The organism is Rhodobacteraceae bacterium IMCC1335, assembly GCA_039640495.1.
GTDB lineage: Bacteria > Pseudomonadota > Alphaproteobacteria > Rhodobacterales > Rhodobacteraceae > Thalassovivens.
The window spans coordinates 354,735-378,356 of the sequence record CP046864.1 but is presented as its reverse complement, the minus strand read 5'-3'; the positions used below and the strand labels follow the sequence as shown (position 1 = coordinate 378,356).

Genomic DNA, 23,622 nt, shown 5'->3' with positions numbered 1-23,622 from the left:
CAATACACAGATTGAATCAGCGATTGACCATTCAATCAAGCAAGAGTTTTTCAACACAATTGGCTCGGTACTGCCATTCGATGCAATTTGAAAGAATGACCGCTTTAGCCCAAGAGAAAAATCTGAGCCGCTAGGCCATTAAGTTTAAAACGTTTGGCAAAGACGTCTAGAGTCCAAAATACTAGCATGGATATTTCGGCTCGCCACCGCATCCCCAACCCTGAATAGGTTATGACCTCCATAATTAGATATGCTCGGTTGCGCCTCACCTGCTATCAACGCCGGAATATCAACTATTCCATGGTTTGCCGCGTTGGCCACCAGCTCATAGTAAAGCTCGTCATTCGGCAATGTGCCGTGTTCGACCACAATATAATCTGCCTTTAATTTATGGGGATGGTCGCCGTAATCAGAGTTAAATTCGGCTAGTACACCGTTACCTTCACTGCTGATACTGTTCAACCTGAAATCAGGCGTCACCTCAACCTGATGGTCATGAAATGCTTTAATATACATCGGGAAGTTTGATGCCCCCATTTCATGAACCGCATGGCGGTCAGGCGTTACCAGCCGCACTTTAAACCCGCGCTTTGCCAGTTCAACTACTGTTGATGCAGCTTGATGCTGTCCGTGGTCATCATAAACCACAACCATCTCTTCACCCGAAGCTATCTTGAGCGCCTCCCCTGACAAAACATCCCATGTTGAATGCGCCAGTTCACCACCCTTAATATACTGAAGGTCAGGCACACCACCTGTTGCTACCACCACAATATCAGGCTTGAGCGCTTCGATCATCTCATGATCTGCAAATTGTTGCCAATGGATATCAACCCCGAGCCTCATTACTTCACTGCTCAGCCAATCAACAATGCCGATCAGGTCTTTACGTACCTGACTTTTTGCAGCAAGGCGAACTTGTCCCCCTAATTCAGAAGACGCTTCGATCAACGTCACCTCGTGCCCTCGCAAGGCTGAAACACGGGCCGCTTCTAACCCTGCAGGCCCGCCACCGACAACCACAACCTTTTTTGATGTGCCGCTAGATGGTGGAGTGATATGTGGAATACTTTGTTCTCGAGTTGTCGCAACATTATGGATGCACAACATCTCACCTTCATTATAGATGCGGTCAATACAATATCCTGCCCCCACACAAGGTCGGATTTCTTCGGCGCGGCCCTCTTTAAGTTTATTGACCAAATGCGGATCAGCGATATGCGCCCGCGTCATGCCCACCAAATCAACCAGCTTTTCTTGGATGGCATATCGCGCGGTTGCAAGGTCAGAGATGCGCGCCGCGTGGATGGTTGGCGTTTTCAGCTCAGCCTTAAACGTCCCCGCCAATTGTAGGAACGGAGCCAGCTCTTTAAACATTGCAGGTACCGGATAATTTGCCAGCATATATTCCGTATCTGACCTCCCTACATTTAGATTGAAATAATCAATCGTACCGTCTGCTTCAATAATCTTCAGGGCTTCTAACGCTTCTTCTTTTTGCAAGCCTTCTGTTAGCTTACTGTCCATTTCAACCCGCGCGCCAATCACAAAATCAGTGCCTAATTCCTCTTTAACCTTGTCATAAAGTTCACGCAGAAAACGCATCCGCCCTATTAAATCGCCGCCATATTCATCATCACGCAGGTTTGTATCAGGCGAAAGAAACTGCCCGGGCAAATGCCCATTTTGCAAAATCTCAACACCATCAAGCCCCGCATCACGCATACGGCGCGCGGCGGCAACATAATCACCAATAACGCGTTTGATGTCGGAATGGTCCATCACTTTCGGAAACCCTCGATGGGCAGGTTCACGCACGCGTGAAGGTGCAATCACTGGCAGCCAATCGCCGTCATTCCATGTTGTTCGGCGTCCCAAATGCGAAATTTGGCACACAATACGGCAATCTTCTTTATGGATGCGCTCAGCAAATTCTCTAAAATAAGGGATCATCCGATCAGACGACACATCTAGCTGACCGAAGACAGAAGGTGAGTCAGGGCTCACGCAAGATGACCCACCTATCATCGTCATCCCGATCCCGCCTTTGGCTTTTTCCAAATGGTAACGTTGATATCGCTCTTTTGGCATACCATCTTCTGCTAATGCAGGCGCATGGCACGTGCTGACAATACGATTTTTAATGGTCATCGCTCCCAATTGAAACGGCAATAAAAGCGGGTCTGACATGGCACACTCTCAATTGAAAATTTGAGTTCAAGTATTCGCAAATATGAATTTAGACGGCGCACGAATGTGCCCTTTTTAGGCTAAACCACCTTAAATTTTTGTCAATTGTCTAGCCCCTATATTCGCCCAGTCATTTTAAGTCGGTTGTACTAAGTAAGAATTACTGTTTTTTGTTCAGGCATAGCTACACACAGGTTTGTGGAGCCAGGAAAGTCCAGTGAAAAGAATTTTTTATGACAGCAGAGCTCTGTCGAAAGTCATAATTTTGGGTGCGTCTTGTAGCTCTACTTTAAAAAACCAAAGAACGAAAAAAGAACTTTACTCTTTAGCTTTCGGCAGGCAGAGCGTGTTTTCGCGCTCATGGACCCCAAGGTCAGCGTTGCGGACAAAGCCGACTTTTAAGCCCAAAGCCTTAATGTTGATTTTAGGCCTATTGATAATTTCAGGATTGCAAAATGCTAAATGGCCTTTCCATTACCGATATTCTTATTAAGGTTGAGGTTGCGTGTAATGGTATCATCCAGCCAAGCCACTTGTGCGCTTAAAGGAAACTTCTATGCCGGTTGATTTTGCAAATGCCCAATCAACTGACACTAAAACGATCCCTGTGATCGACGTTTCAGGTGCGGTTTCTGGTGACGGCATCAACGGTGTTGCAGACGCGATTTACGCTGCCGCGATAAACCATGGTTTTTTTTATATCTCGAACCATGGGATAGAATCTGCCCTGATGGAACAGGCATTTGCAGTCGCCAAAGCATTTTTTGAACTACCCGAAAGCGAAAAACAAGCTGTCGCTGTGGACAAAAATCAACGCGGCTGGCTGGCGCAAGGGATGTCGCGTTTGCAGGGGTCAAAGACCCATGACCTAAAAGAGGTCTTCTTTTGGGGCGCCCACACGGCGGCAGATGACGCGGACGTGCTTGCTGGCAAACCGCTATGCGCTCTGAACCAATGGCCGAAAGATTTTCCCCGCCTCTATGCAGATTTGGTTCCTTACTACGACGCCGTTTGTAAAGTGGCTCGCTGCGTCATGGCGGCGGTGGCCGTCAGTCTTGATCAGCCCGCCGACTTCTTTGATGAAGTTTATGCTAAACCCCTCGCGCGCGGGCAGATGGTTTATTACCCAGCATCAACAGCGCGAGACGAAGCAGAGGCCCGCTTCGGCGTTGCCCCACACACCGGTTTCGGTGTGCTGACCGTTTTGATGCAAGACAGCAGTGGCGGGCTTCAAGTGCGAGCTAAATCTGGCGACTGGATCGAAGCGCCACCTATTCCTGGCACTTTGGTTTGCAATATCGGTGATCTGTTGGCGCGATGGAGCAACAAACGATTTGCCTCAGCTGTACATCGCGTGATTAATCGTACCAGCCACGCGCGCTATTCCATACCCGTATTTTTTGATCCGCATACAGATACAGTCATTGATCCGGTCGATCTTGGCGTATCCGCCCACAATAGCCTGTTCGACCCCGTCCGCACCGGGCAATATATCATGGAACGCAATGCAAAGAGCTTTGCCCAATATAAAAAATAGGGAAATCGAGACGGCTAATCCATTTTTAACGCAAACAGATTGACGAATATCATTGCGGTTCTTCTTGCCTAAATCTCAACCTTAAGAGCAGCCATTGATAAAGAGTGCAAAATTAGTCACTTTGCGCCAATTGTGTTGAAAAACTCTTGCTTGATTGAATGGTCAATCGCTGATTCAATCTGTGTATTGGACAGGGGGATTTGCGATGTTGGGACCAAGGCAGGAGGCGCAGGCAGCACTGTTTTATGAGTTTTCGCTGGAAGATCACGTTCCCCAAAACCACCTGTTGCGTTCGATTGATCGGTTTGTTGATCTGAGGAGTATTCGTGCGCATCTTGCCGAGTTTTACAGCCATACTGGTCGCCCATCCATTGATCCTGAATTGATGATCCGGATGTTGCTTGTGGGCTATTGCTCCGGCATCCGGTCGGAACGCCGCTTGTGCGAAGAGGTTCATCTGAACCTGGCCTATCGCTGGTTCTGCCGCCTGGACCTTAGTGAGCGTATCCCGGATCATTCGACGTTTTCCAAGAACCGCCACGGACGCTTTCGCGAGAGTGACCTTCTGCGCCATGTATTTGAGACGACTGTTGCGCGCTGCATGGAAGAAGGACTGGTGGGCGGCCAAGGATTTGCAATCGATGCCAGCTTGATCAGTGCAGATGTCCAAAGACAGAACTCCAGCAACCCTGAAGACTGGGCAGCCCGTGTGGCCGACATCGATGACGCACCACGCGCGGTGCAGGAATATCTCGACACGCTAGACGACGAGGCCTTTGGTGCGGCCAGCACGACCAACCCCAAGTTTACTGCTCATGCTGATCCGGCCAGCCAATGGACTGCAGCGCGTAAAGGCCCGGCGTTCTTTGCGTATTCCACCAATTATCTGATCGATACAGATCACAGTATCATCGTTGATGTCGACGCCAGCCGTTCGAACAGAACCGCCGAGGTTGGAGCCATGCGCAAGATGATTGACCGGACCGAAGAACGCTTTGGCCTGAAGCCGGATTGGATCGCTGCTGATACGGCTTACGGTTCATCTGACAATCTTGTTTGGCTGGCACTCAAGCGACAAATCCTGCCCTTCATTCCCGTCTTTGATAAGGGTGAGCGCACTGATAGGACATTCTCCAGATCAGACTTCACATGGGATGATGAGAACGACCGCTATATCTGTCCTGGCGGCAAAGAGATGAAGCATACGCGACGCACCTATTCCGATCCCGCTCGGAACGCTCCAAAATGGAAAGCGCGCAAATACCGGGCCCTTAAATCCGATTGCATCGATTGCTCATTAAAAGCCAAATGCTGCCCCAAATCAGAGACGCGTGCGATTCATCGGGAGAAATACGAGATCGTCCGAGAATTTGCACGTCAATGCATTGCATCAGACTTCAATCAGACCGCTTCGAACCGACGAAAGAAAGTCGAGATGCTCTTCGCCCACCTCAAACGCATCCTTGGTTTGCCCAGGCTCCGATTACGCGGCCCATACGGCGTCCAGGACGAATTTACCCTCGCAGCAACCGCCCAAAACCTCCGAAAACTCGCTCAGCTCAAACCCATGGGACCAGCCGCAGGGTGAAAGGCAGGCTGGCTACGAACAGCCAAATGAAATCAACGTAGTAACCAGTATCAATGGCCCAAAAACAACGAGTTTTTCAACACAATTAGCCCATACTGTGAGTTCGTCTATTGTGCTGCGCGCGCTCGCAGCGAAAAACTACCGTGCCTGCTGACGCCTTTTTTAAAGGGTGAATACTTCTTTCATGTCCAAGGCGCGATCCAAATTTAGAATGCGTGTATAAAGAGCATTGCTTTTTGCGATGCTCCAACGGCGGGCGGTTAAGCTAGTATATTTTTCTTTTAATGCAGCTTCAGAATAAGGATCTCGCCAATCCCCACGGTTGGTTTTTACACTCGCGCGATAGGTGCTTCCATTTTGCATAGTAATGCAGATACTGGCAGGGCGATAATCGGGTAATTGCGCTGACATATCGGCATTTTCTTTAATCGATGTTTTTGCAGCCAGTTCCAATATTTTGGTCTTCCTAAGCATATCTTGGGTAAAGCTCTCAATTTTTGAGGATCTATTGACCAAACTTGTGGCCACAGCAAAGGGAACAGAAAACCGTGCCGCCAGCATATTGCGCGGTTTTGGATCGGTCAATTCGGCCGCCAGAAAATAGCTTTCAACATTGATATGTGCAATGTTTTCGGGATCTTGAAGCTCTGAATATTGTTCCATTAAGAGCCAGAGTGCGTCCAAAGCTGCATGATTATAACGACAGCACGCGTGAAGCTTGAAATAGTTTCGAGTTACCTCAAACCGCGTTCCCAACGCGTCCAAAGCTGCAGCGGTATCAAAGCCTGAAGAAACAATATTTCCAAAAACAGAGCCGATTCCATCTTTTTCTCCACTGAAACCGGCTTGTAAAATTTGATAAGCCAAATGCGCCATTTGACTGGAAATACCCGTGTAGGAATTGCGAACCGTGCCCCCTTCCAGCATGGTTTTTCGGCTGGTCGTTAAGCTGAAGTTTGAAGAAATATTGATCAGTTCTATAATTTTTTGTCTGTCTAAGCGATTTAAGACGCCAATCGCGCAAGCAGCGCCGATAACGCCCCAGGTGCCATGCGGGTGCATATGGGGGTTCAGGTTTGTTGCAAGTCCGATACGCGCGGCAATGTCATATCCAAGGATAAACGACTGAAGAAATTCTTGCCCTGTGACCGGCGCATCCGCGGTGTCGGAGGCGGCAAGCAATGCTGGGAAAACATGCATACCAGGATGTCCTCGTGCAAATTGATGACCTTCATCCATTTCTAGCGCGGTGCCCGCTGTTCCGTTCATCAAGCTTGCCGATTGTGCATCGCTGAAGTTTGAGCCGCCTAAGATACGCGCACATCCGTGGCGCATGATTGAGGTTTCCAGGGCTTGATTTTCGGCCTCAGCGCTGCCGCCTACAATGGCCGCAATGCAATCGGCTATAATCAGTTTTGCCCGTTTTACAGCCGGTTCAGGAATATCATTGAATTTTGTTTGCGTAAGGAAATCAGCAAAAGCGTGAAGGTGATTTGGCATAAGTTTGTTCCAACTTTACAAATTTGATTATCTGCGTTGCGTGCTATTTTATCATTATTGGTTGGACACAAGAAGAGTTTTACGTGTCTAATCAAAGTATAAGGGCCAAGTAATGGCTTATGTAAAACCGACAGGAGGGTTTAATGACTAAATCAAAGGATTTGTTTACAGGCTCGCGCCGTAAATTTATGAAAGGGGCCTCGGCAACATTTGCACTTGCCGCAGCAGGTTTATCAGCTCCACAAATCGCGCGTGCCGCTGGTGCCGTTAAAATTGGCTTGATCCATCCCGCAACGGGCTGGGCTGCCTATCCGGCCGCACAATTGCGCTATGGTGCGCAAATGGCCATTGCCGATCTCAACGCCGCGGGCGGTATAAAATCTATGGGCGGCGCGGCATTAGAAGCGGTTTTGGGAGATTCGCAGACAAAACCAGAGATCGGCGCCGCCGAAGTTGAAAAAATGAACGAGGCAGGTGTGCACGCCATTCAAGGCTGTTATCAATCAGCCGTTGGACTTGCGGCCTCTGCAGCGGCGGCCAAATATAATATACCGTTCTCGGTTGATGTTGGTGTTTCGGATAAATTGGTGCAGCGCGGTCTGAGCAATGTCTTTAGAATGGCGGATGGATATGGCCGGATTGCGGCAGATGCATCCGTTAATCTTGCCGAGATTAACAAAGCCGCAGGCTCACCTGCCAAAACGGTTGCAATCGTGCATGAGGAATCAGAATTTGGTACAGGAACAGCCAAACTGGTGACCAAAGCCCTTGCCAGTCATGGTTTGGAGGTGATTGAAACGATCAAACATGCCAATCCAACGCGAAATTTTGATAATATCGCATTGCGGTTAAAATCGGCCAAGCCGGATATCATCATGCCGATCAATTATCCTGGTGAATATATCCTACTTGCGAAAACCTTGCGTCAACAGCGGGTTGATTTTATGGCCAGCTATTCTGTGCTTGGAGGCGGTTTCAACTTCAAGTTTGTGGATGAAATGCCTCAAATTGCAGAAAATATGATCGATGTGAACCATTGGTATGATCCGAGCTCGGCATCGGGGCAACAGATGCGTGCGCGCACCGAGGCAGATGGTAAGTATTTCACCTTCGAAGTATATTGCGCTTACATGTCAATCATGTTCCTTGCCGATGGGTTTGAGCGTGCAGGCTCCACCGATAAAGAGGCTGTGAATGCAGCTTTGGCGAGCTCAACGCTGGATATTGACTTTATGCCTTACGGACCGACTAAAATGGTTGATGGTCAAAATATGGGGTCGCGCGCAGTTGCCATTCAAGCACAGAAGGGCGATGTGCAAATTATAGCACCCTCTGACTACGCGTCCGCCTCTGCGGTTTTCCCGCGTAGTTAAAAGAGTAGTATGAAATGGAGGCAGCCTTTTGTGAATTAAAGGCTGCCCCCCACAACAAACCGTCATCGAGCAAAGAAATTAGATGTTATCAACCAGTCTTTCACTGCTTCCAGCAGGCATCATTAATGGGTTTATGTTTGGCGCTATTTACGCGCTGGTCGCTTTGGGCTTAACGCTGATTTACGGTGTGCTGCACATTATTAACTTTGCTCATGGTGCGATGTTGATGCTGGCGCTGTATTCTGCTTATTTTCTGTTTAAAATCTTGAATATAGATCCTTACGTGGCGATCCTTATTGTGACGCCGGCGAGCTTTATTTTTGGCTATGTCATTTATCGATGGGGGATCGGGAAGCTTTCCGGCGGCAAAGATCAAAATATCCTGCTGATCACGCTGGGTTTATCGATTATACTTGAAAACGCAGCTTTGTTTTTTTTCACAGGCGATCAACAAACGATAAGCCTTTCTTATAGTTATGACTCACTCGATTTAGGCTTCTTGTATCTGTCATATCCCAAGCTGATCTCTTTCATCGCCTCGCTTGTGATCTGTGGATTTCTTTGGATGTTGATGTCCCTCACAGATTTAGGAAAGGCAATACGCGCCGTTGCGAAACAGCGCGAAGGGGCCAGATTGGTTGGGATCGATGTTGAGCATGTTTTTGCAGTAACATTTGGCATTGGTATCGCTTGTTTGGGCGCCGCTGGTTGCATGTTACTGCCAATTTTTTACGTAGACCCCTATACCGGAAACGTATTTGTCATAATCGCTTTTACAATCGTTGTCTTAGGAGGGATGGGCAGTATCGTTGGGGCTTTGCTGGGCGGTTTTATTATTGGAATAACAGAATCTGTTGGGGGGCTGCTTCTGGGCGAAAGCCTGGGGCAGATTGGAATTTCTCTTATCTTTATCTTGATCCTGATTTTTAGACCGACGGGTATTTTCGGGAGCAAGGCATGACTTTTAAGGCTAAAAATGCATTGTTGTTCGGGTTGGCTTTTCTGGTAGCTGCGCTTGCACCAGTTGGTATCTCAAGCAAATTCTACCTCGATGTTCTGACTTTGATTTTTTTTACTGCCTATATCGGGCAGTCTTGGAATATTTTGGGTGGGTACGCAGGTCAGTTTTCTTTTGGTGGTGTTATGTTCTTTGGAACCGGGGCGTATACATCTTCCATTCTTTTGATCACGTTTGGTATACCTCCTATCTTTGGCATTTTTGTGGCCGTGTTGATGGGAGCACTTTTAGGATTTCTGGTCGGATATTTAAGCTTCAGATCAGGCTTGCGTGGATCATATTTCGCGTTGATCACGCTGGCTTTTGCAGAGCTTTTGCGCGTTTTGGCAAATTCGGTTGAATTTACGGGCGGAGGTGTTGGGCTTTTCCTCACCTATGCGCCCGGGTTAAAGAATTTGCAATTTGTTTCGCCCACGGGCTTTTACTATTTCTCGCTTTTCTTGCTGGTGATTTCTTTGGCGATTGCCCTGTGGTTGGAACGATCACGATTTGGCGCGCAGCTTGTTGCGATCCGAGAGAATGAAGAGGCCGCGGAAGCTTTGGGCATTGATACGCTGAAATGCAAGCTCTATGCGATTATGATTATGGGGGGTATGGGCGGCGCTGCGGGAACATTTTATGCCCAGAAATATTTATATATTGACCCGCCAATTTCATATTCCATCGCCTTATCGGTTGAAATGTTACTCGTAAGCATCGTTGGAGGGCTGGGCACAGTGTTTGGACCGCTTATCGGATCGGTTGTGTTGCATGTTGTGAATGAAGTCGCCCGACATTTTATTGATACCCCGGGTTTGAGCCTGATCGTTTATGGGGTGATTTTGATTTTTATCATCTCGTATCTTCCAAACGGCTTGGTCGGGCTTTTTCGCAAGACCCGCGGCAAAAAGGAGGACGGTGGTGCTTGAAGTAAAGCAACTTACAAAACGCTTCGGCGGTTTGATCGCCGTTTCTGCGGTGGATTTATCGGTGATTGAAGGTGAGATTGTATCTTTGATCGGGCCCAATGGGGCAGGCAAAACAACATTATTTGCGAGTATTGCCGGTTTTTTGAAGCCCGATGGCGGTGACGTGCAGCTGCATGGGCAGTCGATTTTAAATCTGAAACCGCATAAAATCTGCCAGAGAGGCATGGTACGCACGTTTCAAATCACTCAACCATTCGCGGCTTTGAATACGCTGGAGAATATTATGGTTGGGGCCTATTCTCGAACCGGCGATAAAGCCTTGGCGCAACGTGAGGCGGAACGCGTGGCTGACATTGTTGGCATGACCTCGCAATTGCATCAAAAAGCAGATGGATTGACCGTTGCGGCCCGAAAGCGCCTTGAACTGGCACGGGCCTTAGCCACCAAACCAAAGCTGCTTTTGCTTGATGAGGTTATGGCGGGCCTTAACCCGACCGAAATCGACGAAATTGTCGACGTCATTAAGGGTATTCGCGATACAGGCGTGACGATTTTTTTAATCGAGCATGTGATGAAAGCGGTCGTGAATTTATCTGATAGAACATATGTTTTAAATGATGGAAAACTGATCGCCCAAGGCACGCCGGAATCGGTGGCATCGAACCCAATCGTTATTGAGGCCTATCTTGGCCATGGGGCGGCCGCGGCGATGGCTGGCGAGGGTGCAGCATGATCAGGATTGAAGGTTTAAACGCGGGCTACGGTCCGCTGCAGGTGTTGCGCGATGTCACGCTAGATGTGGGTGCGGGAGAAATTGTCGCGGTTCTGGGTAGTAATGGTGTTGGAAAAACCACGCTGAACAACACAATTTCGGGCTTGATCAAGCCAAGCTCTGGTTCGATCTATTTCGATGATGTTTTAATCTCGGGGTGCGACCCGGTTGAGATCGTTGATATGGGCCTGATACATGTCCCCGAGGGGCGCAAGTTATTTCCCAACCTATCCGTGAAAGAAAACCTTGAATTGGGCAGTTATCGCCGGGGCAAGCCCAATCGGGCCAGCAATCTTGAGCGGGTTCTGGGCGTTTTTCCTAAACTCAAAGAACGCCTATTTCAAACCGCTGGTACGCTTTCGGGGGGCGAACAGCAGATGGTTGCCATAGCGCGCGGTCTGATGGGAGAGCCACGCGTGCTGCTATTGGATGAGCCATCGTTGGGCCTTTCTCCTTTATTGGTGGAGCAGATGTTCACATTGATAAAACAGATTAATGAAAGCGGTCTCGCCGTGATATTGGTGGAGCAGAATGTCATTCAATCGCTCGCGATTGCAAATCGGGCTTATGTGATTGCAGAGGGCACGGTCGCTATGTCGGGTCCTGCTGCCGACTTACGCGAAAACAGTGATTTGAAAAGGTCATATTTGGGCTTGTAAGTCATTGCGCGGTGAAACCGCCATCTGCCACTATCACCTGACCGGTTATGAATGAGGCCGCGTCCGAAAGTAAAAACGCCGCCAGATTGGCGATTTCTTCGGCGCGTCCAAAACGGCCCAAAGGTATCGCTTGCCTCAAGGCTTCGAAGCGGGGTTTGTTGGCGCGCGTCGCGGCTGTCATATCGGTTGCGATTGGGCCCGGTGCAATGGCATTCACCCGTATGTTATCTTCCGCAAGCTCAAGCGCCATCGATCGGGCCAAACCATTAATCGCGGATTTTGAGGCGGCATATGCCGCTGCATTTTTATGCCCGACGAGGCCAATTTGACTTGAGATCATCACAATGGCGCTTGCTTCATTTTGGCGCAAATAGGGAATAGCGCATTTGGCAAGCTGAAAGCTCGCATTCAAATTTACATCCAGAATGCGGGCCCAATCTGGCGGGCTGGTCTCTTCGCTGCGCAGCAGTTTAATCATACCAGCTGAAGATAAAATCCCGTCTAACCCCTCGGATGTCTCTGCGGCTTGCCGTATTGCGCTGTGCAATGCGTTTTCATCGGTGATGTCCAGCTCAAAGCAGTGATCAGCAGAGACTATCGGCGCGACTGCGTCACGTTGTGCCTTGTTGAAAACAGTCCCTGAAACATGCGCGCCAAGGCTCTTGGCAAGGCGCGCACTTGCAAGGCCGATGCCACTTCCCATCCCGGTTATGAATAGACGTCTATTGACAAGCGATATCATTGGTGGCGTCCTAGATCGAGGAAATCTGTTAGAAGAGTTGCACAGTGGTATGAATATATGAAGCAAATTTTGGTGATTGTTCCGTTTCCAATGTCAAAAGACAATTTGGCCCTGCGCAAACAACAGCTCGATGCGGTTCAAATATCCGAGCAAATGGCATTTACGTTCAAAGCGGTGAAAGCTGCGCCTAAAAACTATATTTCAGAGGCCGATATGGTGCTTGCGGATATGGCCATTCTGGAAGCTGGTCAAAGCGCTGAACAAGATGGGTTTGATGCCGTTTGCGTGGATACGATGAGTGATTCCGGAGTGGCTGCGTTACGCTCGGTTTTATCGATCCCGGTTGTCGGGCCCGGACGGGCTTCCATGTTAACCGCCCTGATGTTGGGGCGGCGGTTTTCAATTCTGACAATGTGGAAAAAATGGGATCATCTTTACCAAAAAACGGCAAAAGACTTGGGTCTTCAGATGCAGATGGCCTCGATAAGATCGATCGACGTGGCTCCGGACAATCAAGTCTTATTAGAAGGTAAAGAAGAAGAGATTTTTTCAAAATTATTGTCTGCAGCGCAGCAAGCGATTGATCAAGACGGCGCTGATGTTATTTTGCTGGGATCAACAACAATGCATCAAGCCCATGCGTATCTTGCTGATGCATTAGATATCCCGGTGATCAATCCCGGCCCATTGACTTATAAACTGGTGGAAACCTTACTAGGTTTGGGGCTTACGCAAAGCGCGCGCGCCTATCCAACATCGCCAGCACCGCGCGATGCTATGGTGCAGGCAATGATGGACGCTGCCGGTGAATTTAATCACTAATCTGCATCAGCATGGTTCAGCGTGTTTTCGCCGGCCATATAAACGCGCACAGTGTCAAATTTTTCATCCTTAAGGGTGAAAAAGTTACAATTGGATTTATAGACCAGCTGTCCCGTTTTTAGCATATTGGTTACCCTGAACCGGGTTGCAATTTCGGCATTCGTTGTATTTTCCACAAATGAAAACTGGTCATGGCGCACCCATTTGTGCTTGGACCATAGCCGCTGGAACATTCCGCTAATCTCTTGATGCCCTTTTAGCGCGATTCCATGCGTTTCGACCGAAAACAGACAGTCTTTGCATAATGTTGTTAATATAAGGGGCAAATCTTCTTGGTCGACACCACGAAAATAGTCCAACACACGTTTCTGAAGGATTGTCTCGGCCATTGCTGTAGCGCCTCTAATGTTGATGCTTGTTCTCTGCCAAGTCATTCCAGACCTGCTGCTCTGTTATTTTGCCACCGCATATCATGAACCTGTCGATAAAACGAATGCCCGTAAAGCTTTCGCCATTCAGCCAAGTACCTTGCAGCGTTCCAAAGCAAAATACGGACGCGCCCTCGCCTTCAAAAGCCGTTTCTATGTTTTCTATGGTTTTAGAAACGGATTGATATCGCGTTTTTGCCCATGCCACCACTTGGTCAGGATGTCTGAAACTTACCCCGCCTGGGAATATCAGTTTGACGTCGTCCGCTAGCCAACCAGCTGCCTCATCTATCGCGCGCTTTTCCATTGCCGCAAGAAACGCCCTTACAATCTGATCGGGCTGTTTCGGCGCGGCGGCGGGTTTTTTTTGGCTGCGCCCGCGCATGTAATTTTCGGGCGCAACTTCCTTTACCGTTACGATTACAAATTCAGGTGATGCCCCAATGGCAGAACAGGCCGCATCGGTTATTCGTTCGCAAACCAAACGGCGCGTCGGCGCATCATAGCCTTCGATCAATGTACATTCTATCAGCGGCATTCCATCTTCCTTTGCATTTTTGCCCGTTGAAATCCGAGCAATCTCCGTATCTTAATAGCAAGAAGCCGAGAAGGCCAAAGAAGATTAGAGACATGCGACAATTCTGTGATAGGCAGTTTGGATGGATACTTTAGCAAAAGCGCTTATTTCTAGAGCCTCTGGCCAGTCAAAGCTGCGCGTTGGTGATGTTGTGATCTGCGCGGTTGATCTGGCTATGATCCACGATTCTGGCGGCCCGCGGCGGGTCAAACCGATTTTAGATCGTTTGCAGCGGCAGGTGTGGGATAAAGATAAAATCGTTGTGGTGACGGATCACTATGTGCCGGCGGATAATGCGGAAACGCAAGCCATTCAAGCTTTGACAAAACAATGGGTCCAAGACCAATCTATAGATAAATTTTATAATGAGCAGGGCATTTGCCATGTTGTTCTGCCCGAACGAGGTCATTTGGCTCCAGGGCTTTTCTGCGTTGGGGGGGATAGCCATTCACCGACCGGCGGCGCCTTTGGCGCCTATATGTTTGGCATAGGCGCGACTGAAATGGCCGGGGTGCTTGCAACAGGCGAAATTTGGATCAAGATTCCAGAGACAATTCTTATGTCATGGCGCAATCAGTTAAGCGCTTATGTCACTGCGAAAGACATGATGCTGGCGATGTGTCGTAAGATTGGTATGGGGGGCGGGCGGTATCAGGCTATTCAATATGCGGGGGAAACCATTCAAGCGCTTTCTATGCAAGAGCGGATGACCTTATCTAACATGGCGGCAGAGCTGGGCGCGCAAGCGGGTTTAATTGCGCCAGATGAAGCTACCGTCGCTTTTGTGCAGGCCGCGGGTGGTAAAGTGCCTGCAAATTGGCGCGATTTTCAGATAGAGGCGGCGGAAAGCGCTGAAAATGTAATGCAATTTGATGCCGCCAGTTTAGAGCCGCAAATTGCGGCTCCGCATTCCCCTGAAAACGCTGATGCAGCAGACGCTTTTCGTAACATTTCCTTTGATGTGGCCTATATTGGGGCCTGCACGGGTGCAAAGTATGTAGATCTGGCTGCGGCCGCAGAGGTTCTAAAGGGGCGGCGTATTGCAAAAAACGTGACGTTGAAAGTTGCGCCGGCCAGTTTGCGAGATCAAAACCGAGCCGCGCAAGATGGAATAATGCAAATTTTGCAGGATGCTGGCGCCGAGTTCTTGGCCAATTCCTGCGGTATCTGCGCGGGCTATGGAGACGATCGTTTGGTAGAGAACCAAGTTTGTCTATCTTCGACGGCGCGTAATTTTAAAGGCCGCATGGGCGCGCCAAGTTCACAAGTTTATTTGGCCTCTCCTTATACAGTCGCAGCTTCGGCCGTTACGGGCAAATTGAGTGATCCCAGACAGGTTATGGGGGGCGGATAAATGGCGCGCTTGTGGCGGTTTGACACAACGATTGATACGGATGTTCTGGCGCCGGGCTTTTATATGAAAAAGCCCTTGGAAGAGCTGGCGCGCCATTGCCTTGAGGCGGTGCGGCCTGAATTTGCCGCTTCTGTACGGCCTGGCGATGTGATGTTGGCCAATGCCAATATGGGGGTTGGATCTTCGCGTGAACAAGCAGCTGAAGTTTTGAAATATTTAGGTATAGCTGCAATTATCGCCCCTAGTTTTGCAGGTATTTTTTATCGAAATGCCATAAATTTAGGATTGCCTGTTTTGGTAATAGATGCAGCGCTTATGGGTTTGCCAGAATTGGTTGATGGAGCAAATGTGGATTTTGACTTTCACGCGGCTACATTGAACTTAGATGGGCGAGGCACGAACATTCCGCTGAACCCGTTGCCAGACTTTTTGAAACGCCTCATTTTGGATGGCGGCCTGGTGCCGCATTTAGAGAAGCGGTTTCAACGTGAGGAGAGCGGCCAATGAGTTTGCGCGACGCGCTTGAAAAAGACGGTCTTATCATTGCGCCAGGTGTATATGACGCCTTGTCGGGTTTGATCGCAAGCCAGTCGGGTGCTCAGGCTCTTTACTTATCGGGGGCCAGCTTGGCATACACGCGGTTTGGAACTTCTGATATTGGCCTGATCAGCGTTTCTGAAGTGAATGATACGATGGCCGCAATTACCGATCGCATAAATACTCCGATAATTGTCGACGCAGATACAGGTTTTGGCAATGCGTTGAATGTACAGCGCACGGTGCGCAGTTTTGAACGTTCAGGCGCGCACGCGATTCAACTTGAAGATCAGTCTTTTCCTAAGAAATGTGGGCATTTGGATGGAAAGAAATTGGTTTCAACGCAGGAGATGGTTGGAAAAATTAAGGCTGCGCTTGACGCCCGTGCTAGTGAGGAGACGTTGATTATTGCGCGCACGGATGCGCGCGCGGTTGAGGGGTTTGACGAAGCGATTGAGCGCGCTTGGGCCTATAAAGAGGCGGGGGCCGATATATTATTCGTCGAAGCCCCCCAGTCGCTTCAAGAAATGCAACACATATGCGCAGAATTTTCAGCTCAGATCCCACTTTTGGCAAATATGGTCGAAGGCGGTAAAACACCTATTTCTTCTGCCGGTGAACTGGCAAAGCTCGGTTATAAAATAGCCATATTTCCTGGAGGAGCTGTGCGCGCGATTGCGCATCATTTGCAGGCCTATTACAGCGGCTTGCTGACCCATGGAAATAACCAGAAATTTTCAGATAAAATGCATGACTTTAAAGGTCTGAACGATTTACTCGGCACAAAAGACTTGATTGAGCTCGGGCGCAAATATGAAGATCAAGGGAATATTTGAACCTATTATGACGGATATTAGTTTAGACCCGGTCACCCTTGCGATTTTGAAGGGTAGGCTTGAACAAATCGCCGATGAGATGGATGCCACTTTGTTTCGATCTGCGTTTAACCCGATTATCGCTGAAGCACATGATGCCAGCCATGGCATCTACGATGCGATCACCGGTGAAACCTTGGTACAAGGCAAGTCTGGGCTGCCGATTTTTGTTGGGGTGATGGCTTTCGCGGTCAAGGCGGTGATTGAAAAAGTTGCGCGCGATGGCAATTTAAGCGACGGAGATGTTTTCATCTTCAACGACCCTTATGAGGGGGGGACGCATCTGTCTGATTTTCGACTGGTCAAGCCGATCTATCGAAATGGAACCGTCTTTTGTTATCTAGCTTCGGTTGGCCATTGGCATGATGTGGGTGGCAATGTCCCTGGAAATTATAACCCGGAAGCCACTGAGTCTTTTCAAGAAGGCATGTTGATTCCTCCAGTAAAACTTTTTTCAGCCGGAGTTTTAAACAAGGATATTGTGGATATTCTTTCCGCCAATTCGCGCTTGCCAAATTCCCTTTATGGGGATCTTAACGGCCAAATCAATGCGCTCGATTTAGGCCATCAACGGTTAGACGACCTGCTTGATCAATATGGCGAAACCGATATACAAATCGCGCTGAGCCTCCTTAAATCGCGTGCAGATCGTATGATGCGGGACCATTTGCAGGCTTTGCCAAATGGTACGATCTCTGTCGAAGACTTTCTTGACAATGATGGCGTGAATGATGTGGCGCTTAAACTGGCGGTCGATCTGAGCATTGAAGGCGACCGCCTCAAGGTGGATTTCAGCCGTTCGAGCCAAGCCTGTGCAGGGCCAGTGAATATTTCCCGATCAACAACGATTGCAGCAACCTATGTAGCATTGAAACACATCTTCACCGATGTGCCGGCGAACGCGGGTGTTTTACAGCCCGTTGAGTTTATCATACCCGAAGATAGCTTTTTAAGCGTGAAAGCGCCAAAGCCTGTCGGTGGCTACACAGAAACCATCCTCCGCCTCATTGATGTCTTGTTTTGTGCTTTCGAGCATATTGCGCCCGAGCGGGTGAATGGCTGCGCCTATGGAACCATAAATGCCTTATCTATGGCAGGGCATCGCTCAAACGGCGCGCGTTGGGTGATGTTTTCGTTTTTTGGCGGTGGCCATGGTGGGCACCCAGAAGGAGATGGCTTGAACCATGGTAATGCGCCCATTTCAACCGCAACGATCCCGCCATTGGAAATCCTTGAAGCGGCCTATCCGGTGGCCTTCACGCAATGGGCGCTCCGTCCGGATTCGGGCGGCGTTGGGAAGCATCGTGGCGGGTTAGGGGCCATCTATGAAATTGAGTTGCTGGAAGACAGTGCCACGGTGTTCTTATTTGGCGAGCGCGGTAAATTCCCGCCTCCTGGAGTCGTTGGCGGAGGCGCTGGGGCGATGAATAAATTTACTTACCAAAGCGCTGATGAAGAGACTGCTTTTCCCGATAAAACGCCGCCTTTGGCCTCAAAAATCACAGGCGTGAAACTGCGCAAAGGTCAACGAGTTCGTTTGGAAACTCCGGGCGGAGGTGGCTATGGTAACGCGCAAGAGCGCCCTGAAGAGCTGATACGCAATGATCTTGCGCAAGGTTACGTTTCTGGAAAAAAATCATGAGTAAATCAATCGTTATTGGCGTCGATGTTGGCGGTACATTCACTGACACATTGGCGCTTGATGAGGCGACTGGCGCGGTCAGAGTTGAAAAGGTTCCCTCTACCAAGGGCGATCAGTCCAATGGATTTCTAAGCGGCATACTGGCGGCAACCGATCATGATCTCAGTTCTGTATCCACGATCATTCACGGAACCACGGTTGCAACCAACGCTTTGTTAGAGCGCAAGGGGGCAAAGGCAGGCATCATAACCACCGAAGGGTTTCGCGACGTTCTAGAAATGCGGCGGCGCGATCGCCCTTCAACCTGGGGGCTTTGGGGGCAATTTACACCGGTCATTGAACGCAAATGCCGTCTGGAAGTGTCCGAACGTACCTTGGCAAATGGTACGGTTGTGAAAGATGTGGATGAAGCTTCAATTAAAGCGGCGGCGCAGGAGTTGATTGCTCAAGGTTGTGAATCTGTGTGTCTGTTTTTTATCAATGGCTATGCAAATAGGGATAATGAAATCAAAGCTGCAAGGATATTGCGGCAGGTTTGGCCTAATGATTATGTGAGTGTCGCGACAGAAATCCTTCCTGAAATTCGCGAATTTGAACGCTGCTCTACGGCGAGTTTGAACGCCTATCTGCAGCCGGTTGTTGCCAATTACTTGGCGCGTTTGGAAACCCGCATTGCAGAGGATGAGGCTGGCTCTGAAATATTAATCGTTCAGTCTAATGGCGGAATTATGTCGGTTGATACAGCCAAAGCGTTTCCTGTGCGCACGGCGCTGTCGGGCCCTGCTGCAGGCGTTGTGGCGGCGCGGCAAATTGCCAAGGCTGCTGGATTTGAAAATGTGATTACCTGTGATATGGGGGGTACGTCATTTGATGTATCGCTGGTGGCCGATGGCCAAAACATGCTGACATCACAAGCCAGTATTGATTTTGGAATGGTTATACGAACCCCGATGATTGAAATGTCAACGATTGGGGCAGGGGGCGGCTCAATCGCGCATATCGACGAAACTGGCCTGCTTGAAATAGGAACCGATAGCGCGGGCTCTGATCCAGGCCCGGCGTGCTATGGCTTGGGAAATGAACGCCCGACCGTTACAGATGCAAATTTGGTTTTGGGCCGCATTGATGCGCGAAAACCGATCGGCAACAAGCTCGAGGCATTAGATCGCGACGCCGCAGTGGCCGCAATAAAAACGCATATTGCTGACCCATTGGGAATGGATGTCGAAGAGACCGCAGAAGCGCTTATTAAAGTGGCCAATTCCAAAATGGCGGGTGCGATACGGCTTATTTCGATTGAGCGCGGTCATGATCCCAAAATATTTGCTGCGATGCCTTTCGGGGGCGGTGGAGCGCTTCACGCAGGGGCCCTTATGCAAGATATTGGTTTGGCAGCGGCGGTTATTCCCCGCTACCCGGGCGTAAACTCGGCCTTGGGTTGCGTGATGTCTGACCTTCGCCATGATGAAGTGCGCACGTTAAATACGATGCTAGACGCCCTTAATTGCAAGGAGGTAAACGGGCTGATCCAGGCGATGACGCAGATGGGACATTCGATCATCAAAAAATCAAAAGCGAAGTTGGTGGCGACAGAAACCGTGATCGAATTGGATATGCTCTATATGGGTCAAACCCACGCTGTTGCGGTGCCGGTCCCCAGCGATAAACCTTTAAGCCCGGATCTTATTCGAGACGCATTTGAGGCAACCTATCTCAAAACCTATGGCCGATTGTTAGATGAAATCCCAATTCGAATTTTAAACCTGCGCCTGTCGGTGATCGGGAAGCGTCCGCAGATTGACATTAAAATGCTCGCACGAGGACAACGTGCTGAAAGCGTTGCAGCCTGTTATTTGGCAGATCAAAAGATATTTGCAAATGGTGCCTGGCATGACGCGGGTATTTACGACCGTCTTTTATTGCCTCAGGGCAGCAAAATTTTAGGCCCCGCGCTGTTGGTGCAGCCAGATGCCACAATTTACGTCGACCCTGGTCTGAGCGCAGAGGTTGATGATTTTGGTAACATTATTATGAAATCAGAAGAGGATTAAATGTCTCAACATAAATTTATTCCCTCGCAAACGGCAGTGCTTATCGTCGATCTACAGAACGATTTTTTGCACCCTGAAGGGGCCTATGGGCGCTCTGGAACCTCTAATTCGGCGATTGCAGCCTTGCCCAAAAAGATTGCCCCTTTGCTCGATGTTGTACGAAGCGCTGACGGCTGGATCGTTTCCACGCAGTTTACTTTGGTGCCCGGAAAAAAAGGCGCGCCTTTTATCTCGACACATCTGAAAAAATTAAGGCCGTTTCTCACGCAGGGTGATTTCAAGCCCGGTGGTTGGGGGCATAGTTTGGTCGATGAGCTTCAGCCTGCGGATATTACGATCGAAAAAGTAGCCTATTCGGCGTTTTATCAATCGCGCTTGGAGTTTGCGCTTAATCGCGCTGGGATCACAACCTTAATGGTCTGTGGAATTGTTACCAATGGCGGCGTCGCATCAACGGTGCGAGAGGCGCATGTGCGTGATTTCCAAACCATTATATTAGAGGATGGTTGTGCCGCCTTTAGTGCCGAAACCCATGATATCTCGATTGCATCACTAGCCACGGTTGGGGATGTGATCTCTATACGGGATGCCATAAATTTATTTGCAGGATGAAAACCAGTGCCCGGCATTATCAGAAGAAACGAGTTTCCATCTGATATAGATGTTGATTGCCTTATCGTTGGCGGCGGCGCCGCCGGTCTGACGGCGGCTCTTGCCGCGCATGAGGCGGGCGCGACGGTTCTGATCGCCGAGCGTGAAACGCGCCTGTCCGGTTCAACCGCGCTGTCATCTGGGCTGATTCCCGCAGCTGGGACCCGCGCGCAACAGGCGCAACAGATCGATGACAGCGAAGATGTTTTCTGTGCTGATATTTTGCACAAAAACCGTGACAGCGCGGATCCAATTTATGTGCAACAAATCGTTCAGCAAATTTCTAAAACGATTGATTGGCTCTCTGAAAGCTATAATGTTCCATTCCATGTATTGGATAACTTTCTTTATCCGGGGCATAGCAATCACAGGATGCATGCAGTGCCTGAAACCACTGGTATTGGTCTTATAAACCGGCTTGAAGCTGCCGTGGCTGCTAAAGGTATTTTTGTGGTAACCGATGCGCTCATCACCGATCTTATTGTGAATCAAAATGATATGGCGTTGGGCGCTTTATGCCAACGGCCCAATAAGGATGTTGAACATATCGCGGCGTCATCTGTGATTTTGGCCTGTAACGGGTATGGTGGCAATCCTGATTTGATTGCAAAGCATATTCCTGAAATGAAAGATGCATTGTATTTTGGTCATCCTGGAAATCAGGGGGAAGCGATCATTTGGGGCGCAGCTTTGGGGGCTGAGCTTGCGCATCTGTCAGGGTATCAGGGCCATGGCTCGGTTGCGCATCCGCATGGCATTTTGGTGACATGGGCTTTGATGATGGAAGGTGGAATTCAAATCAACAAGAATGGCCTGCGCTTTTCAAATGAACATCAAGGCTATTCGGAGCAAGCGGTATCGGTAATTGGACAACCTGATCAAGTCGCATTTAACATTTTTGACCAGCGGCTTTTGGACTTGGGGCGGGGCTTTGATGATTTTGTGAAGGCTGAAGAAAATGGCGCGGTTCTGCGCGCCGAGAGCTGCGATGCACTTGCAGAAATGCTGGTAATAGATCGCGCGGCGCTGAAGCATACATTGAGGGAATGCCAAGATTATGCTTCACAAGAAATTCTTGATCCCTTCGGGCGTAGGTTTAAACCCGAAAAAATGCTTAAGCCGCCCTATTACGCGGTTAAAGTGACCGGGGCACTTTTTCATACGCAAGGCGGGTTGAAGGTGAATGCGCGCGCTCAGATTCAAAAGCCAAATGGCGCAGCGTTTGAAAATATCTTTGCCTGCGGCGGAGCCGCTTGTGGTGTGTCAGGCCCGGATGTTTCCGGCTATTTGTCGGGTAATGGGTTGTTAACCGCGTTGAGCCTTGGTGAGATCGCAGGGCGCTTTGCAGGAGGCCGCGTTTAAAAACTTACCTGTTACCATCGGAACGGGTCTCCGATTAGCATATGTGTATTCGCGGATCTCGAAGAGAGTACACATTTGAATATTATCTATCCTTTTCAAATTTTAGCGTCGAGTTTCGCTCTTAAAAACAATTGCAAAAAAAATCAAAACCAGTCAGCTTTACATCTTAAATTTTTATTCAAGGGGCGCAAAAATGAAAATTATTTGGTTGGGCCATGCGTCTTTTAAAATAGAGATCGCGCAGCAGGTCTTATTGATTGATCCGTGGCTCACTGGCAACCCCATTTTGCCGGAAGAAAAGCACGCAGAGGCGATTCAGGGCGCTACTCATATTTTGCTAACGCATGCACATTTCGATCATATCTGCGATACGCTGCCGATCGCGAGGGATAAAAATATACCCATTGTCGGGCAAGTTGATCTGATCAGTCATTGGGTGAAAACCGAAGCAATCGAAGGTCTCGGGTTTAATAAGGGTGGCACCGTGATGTTGGGAGATGTTGCTGTAACGATGGTGCATGCGGTGCACAGTTCAACAATTTCTGGGCAAGATGGGCCTCGTTGTATTGGAAGCGAATGTGGATTTATGATCTCTGGCGAAGGGCACACGATTTATATTTCTGGTGATACGGATGTGATGGCCGATATGCAGATATTTAATGATCTTCACGCCCCTGATATCGGAATCTTATCGGCGGGGGGGCATTTCACTATGGATATGAAGCGCGCAGGCTATGCAGCTGCAAAATTTTTTGATTTTGAAACTATTATTCCCTGCCATTACAAAACGTTCCCACTCCTTGAGCAATCTGCGGATAATTTGATTAAGGCGGTTCCAAATGCGCGGGTGATTGAGCCCGAGCTATTGGTTCCTATTCATATTTAATGTCCCCGCAGCGCGGGGGCTCTTCGATCTGGCAACCTCGACATTATTGAGGGGCGGATTATCACACGTGACACGCTCGGTCTGTCGTTCGAGTCCTTATACGAAGAATTGATATCAGCCGTGGCGTCGGCACGCCACCCGCTGACCAAT

At 49.2% G+C, this 23,622-nt stretch carries 21 protein-coding genes; 16 read left to right on the top strand and 5 right to left on the bottom strand.

Annotated elements, in window-relative coordinates; translation table 11 throughout:
- Nucleotides 1-144: 144 nt before the first annotated feature.
- Complete coding sequence (locus GN241_01800) at nt 145-2,190, bottom strand: FAD-dependent oxidoreductase (protein XAT56206.1); 2,046 nt, start codon at nt 2,188-2,190, stop codon at nt 145-147.
- A gap of 556 nt (nt 2,191-2,746) precedes the next feature.
- On the opposite strand from GN241_01800, the gene GN241_01795 reads away from it, so the two are divergent.
- Entirely contained in the window at nt 2,747-3,727 is a 981-nt protein-coding gene (locus GN241_01795) for an isopenicillin N synthase family oxygenase (protein XAT56205.1), read from the top strand.
- Nucleotides 3,728-3,932: 205 nt separating this feature from the next.
- Entirely contained in the window at nt 3,933-5,315 is a 1,383-nt protein-coding gene (locus tag GN241_01790; GenBank protein XAT56204.1) for a transposase, read from the top strand.
- A gap of 162 nt (nt 5,316-5,477) precedes the next feature.
- Here GN241_01790 and GN241_01785 read toward each other — a convergent pair whose 3' ends face one another.
- Nucleotides 5,478-6,815, bottom strand: coding sequence for an MmgE/PrpD family protein (locus GN241_01785; protein XAT56203.1), 1,338 nt, complete (start codon nt 6,813-6,815; stop codon nt 5,478-5,480).
- A gap of 143 nt (nt 6,816-6,958) precedes the next feature.
- Here GN241_01785 and GN241_01780 point away from each other — a divergent pair, with 143 nt between their 5' ends.
- From GN241_01780 to GN241_01760, 5 genes are all read left to right on the top strand, one after another.
- Nucleotides 6,959-8,188 (top strand): ABC transporter substrate-binding protein, encoded by a 1,230-nt coding sequence (locus GN241_01780; protein XAT56202.1) that lies wholly within the window; start codon nt 6,959-6,961, stop codon nt 8,186-8,188.
- Between the two features lie 82 nt (nt 8,189-8,270).
- Entirely contained in the window at nt 8,271-9,149 is an 879-nt protein-coding gene (locus GN241_01775) for a branched-chain amino acid ABC transporter permease (GenBank protein ID XAT56201.1), read from the top strand.
- Nucleotides 9,146-10,114: a branched-chain amino acid ABC transporter permease gene (locus GN241_01770; protein XAT56200.1), complete on the top strand. Its 969-nt coding sequence runs from the start codon at nt 9,146-9,148 to the stop codon at nt 10,112-10,114. The genes GN241_01775 and GN241_01770 overlap by 4 nt, the downstream gene beginning before the upstream one ends.
- Complete coding sequence (locus GN241_01765) at nt 10,107-10,847, top strand: ATP-binding cassette domain-containing protein (GenBank protein XAT56199.1); 741 nt, start codon at nt 10,107-10,109, stop codon at nt 10,845-10,847. The genes GN241_01770 and GN241_01765 overlap by 8 nt, the downstream gene beginning before the upstream one ends.
- Complete coding sequence (locus GN241_01760; protein XAT56198.1) at nt 10,844-11,545, top strand: ATP-binding cassette domain-containing protein; 702 nt, start codon at nt 10,844-10,846, stop codon at nt 11,543-11,545. Before GN241_01765 ends, GN241_01760 begins: the two co-directional genes overlap by 4 nt.
- 1 nt (nt 11,546) lies before the next feature.
- On the opposite strand, the gene GN241_01755 is transcribed toward GN241_01760, so the two are convergent.
- Complete coding sequence (locus GN241_01755; GenBank protein ID XAT56197.1) at nt 11,547-12,287, bottom strand: SDR family oxidoreductase; 741 nt, start codon at nt 12,285-12,287, stop codon at nt 11,547-11,549.
- A gap of 90 nt (nt 12,288-12,377) precedes the next feature.
- On the opposite strand from GN241_01755, the gene GN241_01750 reads away from it, so the two are divergent.
- Nucleotides 12,378-13,109 carry a hydrogenase expression protein HupH gene (locus GN241_01750; GenBank protein ID XAT59142.1) on the top strand — a complete coding sequence of 244 codons (732 nt, stop codon included), beginning with the start codon at nt 12,378-12,380 and terminating at the stop codon, nt 13,107-13,109.
- On the opposite strand, the gene GN241_01745 is transcribed toward GN241_01750, so the two are convergent.
- Nucleotides 13,106-13,498, bottom strand: coding sequence for a hypothetical protein (locus GN241_01745; protein XAT56196.1), 393 nt, complete (start codon nt 13,496-13,498; stop codon nt 13,106-13,108). The two genes, GN241_01750 and GN241_01745, sit on opposite strands and share 4 nt — an antisense overlap.
- A gap of 13 nt (nt 13,499-13,511) precedes the next feature.
- On the bottom strand, nt 13,512-14,075 hold the full coding sequence (locus GN241_01740; GenBank protein ID XAT56195.1) for a DUF4440 domain-containing protein: 564 nt from the start codon (nt 14,073-14,075) through the stop codon (nt 13,512-13,514).
- 121 nt (nt 14,076-14,196) lie between these two features.
- Here GN241_01740 and GN241_01735 point away from each other — a divergent pair, with 121 nt between their 5' ends.
- From GN241_01735 to GN241_01700, 8 genes are all read left to right on the top strand, one after another.
- Nucleotides 14,197-15,468 carry a homoaconitate hydratase family protein gene (locus GN241_01735; protein XAT56194.1) on the top strand — a complete coding sequence of 424 codons (1,272 nt, stop codon included), beginning with the start codon at nt 14,197-14,199 and terminating at the stop codon, nt 15,466-15,468.
- Nucleotides 15,469-15,975 (top strand): 3-isopropylmalate dehydratase, encoded by a 507-nt coding sequence (locus tag GN241_01730; protein ID XAT56193.1) that lies wholly within the window; start codon nt 15,469-15,471, stop codon nt 15,973-15,975.
- The gene (locus tag GN241_01725) at nt 15,972-16,841 is read left to right on the top strand and encodes a carboxyvinyl-carboxyphosphonate phosphorylmutase (GenBank protein XAT56192.1); all 870 of its coding nucleotides are present in this window, start codon (nt 15,972-15,974) and stop codon (nt 16,839-16,841) included. Before GN241_01730 ends, GN241_01725 begins: the two co-directional genes overlap by 4 nt.
- A 7-nt stretch (nt 16,842-16,848) precedes the next feature.
- Entirely contained in the window at nt 16,849-18,522 is a 1,674-nt protein-coding gene (locus tag GN241_01720; protein ID XAT56191.1) for a hydantoinase B/oxoprolinase family protein, read from the top strand.
- A complete protein-coding gene (locus GN241_01715; GenBank protein ID XAT56190.1) occupies nt 18,519-20,573 on the top strand; it encodes a hydantoinase/oxoprolinase family protein in 2,055 nt (684 codons plus the stop codon). Before GN241_01720 ends, GN241_01715 begins: the two co-directional genes overlap by 4 nt.
- A complete protein-coding gene (locus GN241_01710; GenBank protein XAT56189.1) occupies nt 20,574-21,185 on the top strand; it encodes an isochorismatase family protein in 612 nt (203 codons plus the stop codon).
- A gap of 15 nt (nt 21,186-21,200) precedes the next feature.
- Nucleotides 21,201-22,586, top strand: a complete 1,386-nt coding sequence (locus GN241_01705) for an FAD-dependent oxidoreductase (protein XAT59141.1) — start codon at nt 21,201-21,203, stop codon at nt 22,584-22,586.
- 193 nt (nt 22,587-22,779) lie between these two features.
- A complete protein-coding gene (locus GN241_01700; GenBank protein XAT56188.1) occupies nt 22,780-23,472 on the top strand; it encodes a metal-dependent hydrolase in 693 nt (230 codons plus the stop codon).
- The last annotated feature ends 150 nt before the right edge of the window (nt 23,473-23,622 follow it).